Annotated in this window: 8 protein-coding genes; 1 reads left to right on the top strand and 7 read right to left on the bottom strand. The window is 52.4% G+C overall.

Translation table 11 applies throughout. From position 1 onward, the window contains the following. Positions 1-142: 142 nt before the first annotated feature. From ACED88_RS10625 to ACED88_RS10655, 7 genes are all read right to left on the bottom strand, one after another. The gene (locus ACED88_RS10625) at positions 143-550 is read right to left on the bottom strand and encodes a hypothetical protein (protein WP_449109569.1); all 408 of its coding nucleotides are present in this window, start codon (positions 548-550) and stop codon (positions 143-145) included. Between the two features lie 497 nt (positions 551-1,047). Then, positions 1,048-1,407, bottom strand: a complete 360-nt coding sequence (locus ACED88_RS10630; protein WP_449109570.1) for a type II toxin-antitoxin system RnlB family antitoxin — start codon at positions 1,405-1,407, stop codon at positions 1,048-1,050. Between the two features lie 17 nt (positions 1,408-1,424). After that, positions 1,425-2,801, bottom strand: coding sequence for a ribonuclease H1 domain-containing protein (locus ACED88_RS10635; protein WP_449109571.1), 1,377 nt, complete (start codon positions 2,799-2,801; stop codon positions 1,425-1,427). Positions 2,802-2,912: 111 nt separating this feature from the next. Then, positions 2,913-4,931 carry a threonine--tRNA ligase gene (gene thrS, locus ACED88_RS10640; protein WP_449109572.1) on the bottom strand — a complete coding sequence of 673 codons (2,019 nt, stop codon included), beginning with the start codon at positions 4,929-4,931 and terminating at the stop codon, positions 2,913-2,915. A 102-nt stretch (positions 4,932-5,033) separates the two neighbouring features. Next, positions 5,034-5,639, bottom strand: a complete 606-nt coding sequence (locus ACED88_RS10645; protein ID WP_449109573.1) for a DUF1648 domain-containing protein — start codon at positions 5,637-5,639, stop codon at positions 5,034-5,036. A 3-nt stretch (positions 5,640-5,642) separates the two neighbouring features. Beyond that, the gene (locus ACED88_RS10650; RefSeq protein WP_449109575.1) at positions 5,643-6,545 is read right to left on the bottom strand and encodes a DNA-methyltransferase; all 903 of its coding nucleotides are present in this window, start codon (positions 6,543-6,545) and stop codon (positions 5,643-5,645) included. Positions 6,546-6,793: 248 nt separating this feature from the next. Further along, positions 6,794-7,618, bottom strand: a complete 825-nt coding sequence (locus ACED88_RS10655) for a fumarylacetoacetate hydrolase family protein (protein ID WP_449109574.1) — start codon at positions 7,616-7,618, stop codon at positions 6,794-6,796. A gap of 183 nt (positions 7,619-7,801) precedes the next feature. On the opposite strand from ACED88_RS10655, the gene ACED88_RS10660 reads away from it, so the two are divergent. Next, positions 7,802-8,308 carry a GNAT family N-acetyltransferase gene (locus tag ACED88_RS10660; protein WP_237187467.1) on the top strand — a complete coding sequence of 169 codons (507 nt, stop codon included), beginning with the start codon at positions 7,802-7,804 and terminating at the stop codon, positions 8,306-8,308. Positions 8,309-8,492 lie beyond the last annotated feature (184 nt).

The following is an 8,492-nucleotide window of genomic DNA, read 5'->3' on the forward strand; positions in this document are numbered from 1 at the left end:
GGGTTGTTTTCGAGGTGGTCGGCCAGTAGGCGTAGGGCTCTTGTTTTGAGTTCTTGGGGGTATTTGGTGGGCATGGGGGAAGTTCCTTTGCTCTTTTTTGTTTGTTTCCAATGTACGGGGTCGGAACTAAACCCAGTACATATCATACTGCGCCTTCGTGGGTCACTCGGGTCAGAGCGCGGACACCGGTTAAGGTCCAGTTATAGGCGTGGGTATCGGCGATGACAGCCCTGATTTCCTTGCCCTGCCTATCAGCGGTGATGTCTCCGATGACGCTCCACAGAATCAGGTGGTTGCCGTGGGCGGCGATGCTGCTGTGGTCGTAGAAGCCTTCTGGGGTAAGGATGAGGGCGTAGCGGTGGCGGTAAATATTGATGATTGTACCTAGTCCGCCGAGTATGAGTAGGGTGCCGTAACTGTAGCTTGTGGCAATCCTCCAGTCGATGGGGTGGAGGATGAACCAGGTGCCAATAGCGGTTAGCCCCAGGGCGATGAGGACACTTTTCCACCGGCTTTTGGGTATGCTGAGGGTTTCTTCGGTAGTAGGCATAGACAGAACTTCTATTAGGCGTGTCTTAGCTGAAATCTACTGCTTTATTGTACATACGGCTTGATACCTGCCCCTTAATGCTTATTCAAAGGTCAAATAGCGGAGGCCAGCGATAGGAATCCGCCGCAAGGCGGGCATGAATTGCCTAATATGCACCTGCGAACCAGGCAAGAGGGTCAGTTCACCGTTGCTGCCGCTGATGCTACCTGGGGAGTTTTGGATAACCCTCATACTTAGTGGGAACAGTTAGGGTAGCTATGAGTATGGTTGTGCCGGTGGTGAAGCTCATATTCTGCCCGATAGGGCAGGCGAGACAAAGACTAATTGCGGCGAAAGAATACAGTAAGACGTAAAGCTCAGGGCAAAACTTCACACCCATAGAAATTGATCAGTTCAAACAACTTATAAGAAAATTATAACCCTCCTAGAAATAAATTTTGTTCCAATTTCAAACAATGCTAAGTTTTGAAATAAATAAAATATTATGATAGATTTATCTAATTAAATAAAAATTCTCGATTCTTTGAAATTTGATAATCTCCTATGGATGTATTATGAAAAAAAATTTTATTATCTTCTACGCACTCAGCACAGGCTTTAATCAAACTTTTATTTGGATTCAGATTATCGGACTGACTGAGCTTAAATTCTCGACCATTAAAAGGGATTTTAACGAACCTTCTTTCCGAAACACCAGTCAAAGCAAATCTATCTATAAGAACGTCACCTGTAAAATTAACACTTAAAAGATAATTCTTTATAAATTCAAGACTTGAAAATATTGACTCGGAGGTCAACAAAACAAAGACTTTCTTGAATTCAGATTCTGCTGGCTCTATAACTTTGAAGACTTCCACAATTTACTCCCTTCCATCTATTGATATATTATTATCATTTTAAGTGTTTTTTCAATTACCTGACGAGCTTCCTCTCTGTCACTTATTAAACGAGTATCGTCGTTGTTTTCGGAAAGTATATCACCGAAGTGGAAGAATGAATCACGATTGTTTTTGTAATAATTATAGCATATTTCAATTGATTGCTTATATCTATCAGTAGTAGTAGTACGTGATAGAACGTATGGATCAGATGGCGAATCCCGGTTAAAACAATCAAACCGTGACCCTATTTCTATTCCAGAATTACGCAGAAGTTCTTTAATATGCCCCTCCAGAGCCCTTAGGGCAGGAAAAACATAGTGAGTATAGTCATCACTCTCAACCATATACTTCATATTAATTACAGATTGTCTAACTAATTTTTTTAGAGAATCTGGATGGCTACTCGGGATAGCATCCAAGAAAGGTTGAGCTTCTTCGTCAACTTCAGATGATCTAATATGTATGTGATAGGCGCTTTCTAACAAATTATCTACTAATTTTGCATCAGTAGATTCTAGCTGACTTATTATTGAGGTAATAACGCTAAAAAGTCTATGGTTTCTTGACTGAACAAGTAGACGCTTTTTGCCAGTTTTGTATAATATTACACTGCTCCTCTCATTGTTTAAGGTAAGAGTATAGATTTTCCTATCTTCACGTTCTTGATACTCTTGCAATATCCGCTCATCTTCTTCAATAAGCAACTCGATAAATGCTTTAAAATCAGCATCCGAAAAGTAAGGAATTGAAAAGAATGTATTTCCTCTTTTAATTTTACCGAATCTTCTCCCCAATGCATTTTGGAGATTTGAATGAACTTCCGGATAATCATTTGGTGCATACTTGAAGAAATCAACTTCAATGAGTTCTCTGTAATCAGATGTTATTCCTACATAGTGTTGAGCTAATTTAGATCCAGTAGACCATTCACCAGTAAACCATTTTTCAATACCGTCATATCTGTAAAATAATTTTATGCGTTCAAGCCCTTCTGCGATAGCCCATTTAAAAGCTTCAATAGCTGCGAAAACTTCACCAGCTTGACCAAGTTGACTCGCATAATCTGAATTATTCCTTCTAAAGTGCTTTATTTGACCTTGATCAGTAATCTTAGTACAATAAAACGCCCCGGCATAATATGAATTTTCATTTAAAGTACCGGATGATCCTGCAAGAAAGATTGAGCTATCATCTATAATAGATGTATTAGCTGTCTCGGAAATATTATTAAGATAAGCCTCGGCAGCCTCGCGGTTTCCAAATTTCTTATATTCAGCGCTCGGGAATCCGTCAACGCTTTCCTTGCATTTGTCCCATGTTTCAAAAATTCCTCGAAATCGCCCAACTCTAACTGCATAAAAATTTCCCATAAATTCTCCAAATAAAATATAATTTAATTCTTCTGATTTACACCATCGGTATTTTTTTGATGAGCTTGTCTAAACGCTATTTTGACTTGTCAGTGTCGCCTTTGTGGCTGGTTACTGGTCGTTGGCAGCAACACCCTTGGGGTCCTCATTATTCCTTGACTCAATATGTGCCACAATCCGTTCCACAGCCTCGTCCACGGGCACGCCGTTTTCCTGGGAGCCGTCGCGGAAGCGGAAGGAAACAGCGCCCTTCTCGGCGTCCTCGCCACCGGCAATCAGGATGAAGGGCACCTTCTCCTTAGAGGCGGTACGGATCTTCTTGGGGAAGCGGTCGGTGCCGTAATCCACCTCAACGCGTACGCCGCGGGCCTTGAGCTTGGCAGCAACCTCGCCCATGTAATCGTTGAAGGCCTCAGCAACCGGCACACCAATGACCTGAACGGGGGCCAGCCAGGCGGGGAAAGCACCTGCATAGTGCTCAATGAGCACACCCAAGAAACGCTCAAAGGAGCCGAACTTGGCTGAGTGAATCATGACCGGCTCCTGGCGGGTGCCGTCAGATGCCTGGTACTCCAGACCGAAGCGGGCAGGCTGGTTGAAGTCGTACTGTACGGTCGACATCTGCCAGGTGCGGCCAATTGCGTCCTTAGCCTGCACAGAAATCTTGGGGCCGTAGAAGGCAGCACCACCCGGGTCAGCCACCAGTTCCAGGCCGGTCTCAGCGGCAACCTTTTCCAGCACAGCGGTTGCTTCTTCCCACTGCTCGTCCGTACCGATGAACTTATCCTTCTTATCACCCTCGGTGTCGCGAGTTGAAAGCTCCAGGTAGAAGTCAGTCATGCCGAAATCTTCGAGGAGGGACAGCATGAACTTGAGCAGGTGGGCAACCTCAGCAGGTGCCTGCTCCTTGGTGACGTAGGAGTGGGAGTCGTCCTGGGTAATCATACGCACGCGGGTCAGGCCGGAAAGCACGCCGGACTTCTCATCACGGTAAACCGAACCGAACTCAAAGAGACGCAGGGGCAGTTCACGGTAGGAGCGGCCACGGGAACGGAAAATCTCATTGTGCATGGGGCAGTTCATTGCCTTAAGACGGTAGGCCTGGCCCTCGTCCTCCATCGCCGGGAACATGCCGTCCGCATAATAGGGCAGGTGGCCGGAGGTGTAGAAAAGATCTTCCTTAGAGATATGGGGGGTCTTGACGTACTCGAAGCCCTCTTCAATGTGGCGGGCACGCACGTAGTCTTCCATAGCACGCAGAATGACGCCACCCTTGGGGTGAATCACAGGCAGGCCGGGGCCAACGGTCTTGGGGAAGGAGAAGAGGTCGAGCTCTTCACCCAGACGGCGGTGGTCGCGGCGCTCAGCCTCAGCAATACGCTCCTTGTAGGCAACCAGCTCTTCCTTAGAAGGCCAAGCGGTGCCGTAGATACGCTGCAGCATGGGGTTCTTCTCAGAACCGCGCCAGTAGGCGCCACCGGAACGCATCAGCGCGTAGCCGTTCGCAATCAGCTTGGTATTGGGCACGTGGGGGCCACGGCAGAGATCCTTCCAGACGGTCTCCCCCTTCTTGTCTACGTTGTCGTAGATAGTGATTTCGCCGGCACCCACCTCAACGGAGGCACCCTCAGCGGCGTCCGCACCGGAGCCTGGGCCCTGGGATAGGGTCAGCAGTTCCAGTTTGTAGGGCTCGTTTGCCATCTCGGCCTCAGCTTCAGCCTGGGTGACCACGCGGCGGCGGAAGGTCTGACCGCTCTTGATAATCTTCACCATATCCTTCTCAATCTTCTTGAGATCCTCGGGGGTGAAGGGCTCTTCAACATCGAAGTCGAAGTAGAAACCGTCGGTGATGTAAGGGCCGATACCGAGCTTGGCGTCCTTGCGGTAGTTCTGCACAGCCTGGGCCATGACGTGGGCGGCCGAGTGACGCAAGACGTTCAGGCCGTCTTCTTCATGGACAGATACGGGCTCGACAGCGTCGCCGTCAGTCAGTTCGGTGGAGAGGTCAACCAGGGTGCCGTTGATACGGGCAACGACGATCTCGGGGTTCTCTGCGAACAGGTCGGCTGCGGTGGTGCCGGCTTCAACCTGCTGAGCGGCACCTGCGACGGAAATGGAAAGAGCGGACAAATGTGTCTCCTAGGTTTGTGCCCACCCCTACAACGGGTGAGATGTCGTTACATCTGCACGGTACGAGGGTACAGAACAAACCTTATTTTACCGCTGGTTAGGCTACTTTGCGCCCTTTGCCAGGGCGCGGGAATCGAAGTTTTTACCAGCGAGGTAGGAGCGGGCGGTCAGGAAGAGGCAGTAGCCCACTACCAGCACGGGGGCAATAAGGACGGACGCCTCCCCCAGCACCCCGGTCATGGTCAGGTTAATAACTTTGACGGCTAGCACCAGAGCAAGGGCCAGGCCGGCGAAGAAGGGAACCACGGCCTGCGTCTGGGCGTAGAGACGGCGGGCAGAGTAAATCCGGGCGTCCAGGCCCAGGGCCTGCGCAGCGGCCAACTGGCGCTGCCCCTGTTTGCCCGCGTGAGGTGAAAACGCGTCGTGGGACTGGGCTGAAGCGTCCTTGCTTGCCATTCGCCCCATAGCTGCACCGCCCCACCAGATGAGGGCAAGGAGAGGAGGCAATATTCCTGTCAACCCGAACACCGACCAGACACTCTTGTCTGCCCAGCCGTCCGCACGACCCCAGAGGTTGTAGTGCACCGGGATCTGCTGCGGCAGCGACGGATAAAGCAGAGCCAGGTATATCACCTCAGCAACTACCAGCCCCAGGGCCACAAGGAACCAGGCGCGGTTGGGTTTAATCGGCGGGTAGGCGGACGTCATGGGCTACTTTTTCGTTTTCTTGATAGCAGCCGTCTTGGGTGTGACCTTGGCCCCCGCCAGCGAAGCCTTAGCGCGGGACTTCTTGAAGGTCACGTCGAGCCCGTCCACGGCCTTTAGGCGCTTGCGCATGACCTTGATAGCCTCGGGGTTTTGGTCAATCATCAGGAAGTTGCGGTCAAGCTGGGCGCAGGCGTGGCCGGTGGTGCCGGAACCGCCGAAGAAGTCCAGCACCCAGTCACCGGGTGCGCTGGAGGCTTGCACGATGCGGCGCAGAATACCCAGGGGCTTCTGGGTGGCGTAGCCGGTTTTCTCCCTACCGCTGGGCGAAACGATGGTGTGCCACCAGACGTCCGTTGGCAGCTTACCTATCTCAGCTTTCTCAGGGGTGACAAGGCCAGGCGCCATATAGGGCTCGCGGTCAACAGCCTCAGAATTGAAGTAATAGTTCTCGGGGTCTTTCACGTAGACCAGGATGTTATCGTGCTTAGCAGGCCATTTTTTCTTGGACTTAGCCCCGTAGTCATAAGCCCAAATAATCTCATTCAAGAAGGACTCGCGGCCAAAGAGAGCATCGAGCACGACCTTGGCGTAGTGGACCTCGCGGTAGTCCAGGTGCAGGTAGAGGGTACCGGTGGGCTTGAGCAGACGCCAAGCCTGCATGAGACGGGGTTCTAAGAACTCCCAGTAGTTCTCAAAGGAGTCAGAATACCCGTAGATATCACCCTTGATAGTCTCGTAGGTATGGCCCTTGTAGCCGACCCGGCTACCGCCCTCGGTGCGTACAGTCTTGATACTTTGACGCTTCTGCACCTTACCCGTATTGAACGGCGGATCAATATAAATGAGCTGGAAACTCTCTGCGGGCAGGTTTTTGAGCACGGCAAGATTATCGCCGTGAATCACCATGCTGGTGCTATCTGCTGACCACAAAGAACGTTTTGACACAAGGTACAGAATACCCCAAGGTCACCGCCTACTGCCCGCGCGGCGGGTGAGGGTTAAGCCACGCAAGGACGCTGGTAGGCAAGGACACAAAACCGAGCAGGTAAAAGATCGTGTGGGCATGCGTTTGCCGACTAACCTTCTCGCAGGCTCGCAGAGCTCGCACGCGATTCATGCCAGCCCCAGCCAGTCGGCTGCACGCATGCCCACACTCACACCTGCTCGCACCTGTTGATCAGCGTGCCAATGCCATCGATTGAGGTCACCACCGTCTGGCCATCACTCAGCCACTTGCGGGGGCGTAGCGAGAGCCCAACCCCGGCAGGAGTTCCCAGGGCAATCAGGTCGCCGGGTTCCAACGTCATGAAGGTCGAGATGTAGCTGACTACCTGGGCCGGGGTGAAGACCATGTTGGCGGTGGTGCCCTGCTGACGCACTTCACCGTCGACGGTGCAGGTCATGGCAAGGCCACCCTCGATATCAAGTTCATCGGGGCTGACGATGACCGGCCCGAAAGGAGTCATACGGTCCCAGTTTTTACCCTGGAACCATTCGGATGTGCGTCCCTGCCAGTCGCGCACAGATACGTCGTTGAGCACGGTGTAGCCCAGTAGGTAGTCGTTCACCTGTTCTTCAGCTATGTGGCGGCCGCGGCGTCCTACCACCGCGCAGAGCTCGACCTCCCAGTCAATTTTGGTGCTCTCAGCGGGCAGCTCGATAGCCTCACCGGGCCCAATCAGGGCGTTACCGAACTTGGTAAAGATAGTGGGATAGGTGGGTAGCTCAGCGCCAACTTCTGCTGCGTGGTCCGTAAAGTTCAGCCCCACGCACAGCACTCGCTGAACCTTGTTGAGCGGGGCAATAAACTCCTCGGGGCTCACCTCCACCGGCTTGGCGCCCAGTTCTGCGGGGCTGACCGACCCTAAATCACTGGACCCCACGAACTTGTGCAAGGGCCTATTCAGCTCGTACCAGCGTCCGCCGCTTTCAACCACCGCACGAGCCTTACCAGCTCGCCTGACCTGCGCAAACTTCACCCCGGTCGTCCTTTCTGTTAAGCCGTCTAGTTTCACCCCGCTGGGCTGGTCAACTAGACTTTCTATGACGCAATATTCCGTTGACAAGGTGAATAATCGGTAAAACCGTAGGCATTCATCAGCCAACAGAGTATTCTATACATCACAGTGTAATTCAATTCCCGACAACCAAGGAGGCCAACCATGAGCGGCTTGATTACTCTGATTTCACAGACTTCAAAGGCACGAAAGCCTGTTACCGTCAGCTCCCGCCCTGCCCAGCTGGACGACGCCGAGGCGCTAGCTCGGCTCTACTTTGCCTCCTACGACGGTGAGCGTTTCGCCTCACAGGCAGATGCTACCGCCGAGATGGAACGCATCCTCAAGGGCGAGCACGGCGAGTTCTACACTGAGGCCTCCCCCGTGGTGGTTGATGAGCACGACCGCATCATTGCTGCATCCCTGTGCCTGAAGCACCGCGTGGTCACCGAACCCAAGGGCATCCCCACCATCTACGAACTCTTCACCGCAGCCTCCCGCCGCCGCGAGGGTCTGGCTGAACAGCTGATTCGACGCAGCATCGACCAGATGTTTGAGGACGGCTACGAGCAGGTATCAGTGCGCATCAGCGAGAACAACGCTGCCGCCCTCGCCCTCTATCTAACCCTGGATTTCAACCGCTGGTTCCCCGAAGACGACGACATTCTCTAGACAAGCGGTACACTAGAAAACAGTTGAGCCCTACCCCTCACCAGCAGCGGGGTGGGGCTCGGCTGTTTTAACTCTGCAGCGAGCGTGAGCCTGCTTCACCTACCCCATCAGGGTTATAGGCAGAAAAGTGTGTCCCACCCCGGGCGCGTCACCCACCACGACCACCCCAACCACGCCGCACCAC

It is taken from the genome of Rothia sp. 11273D007AR (assembly GCF_053547255.1).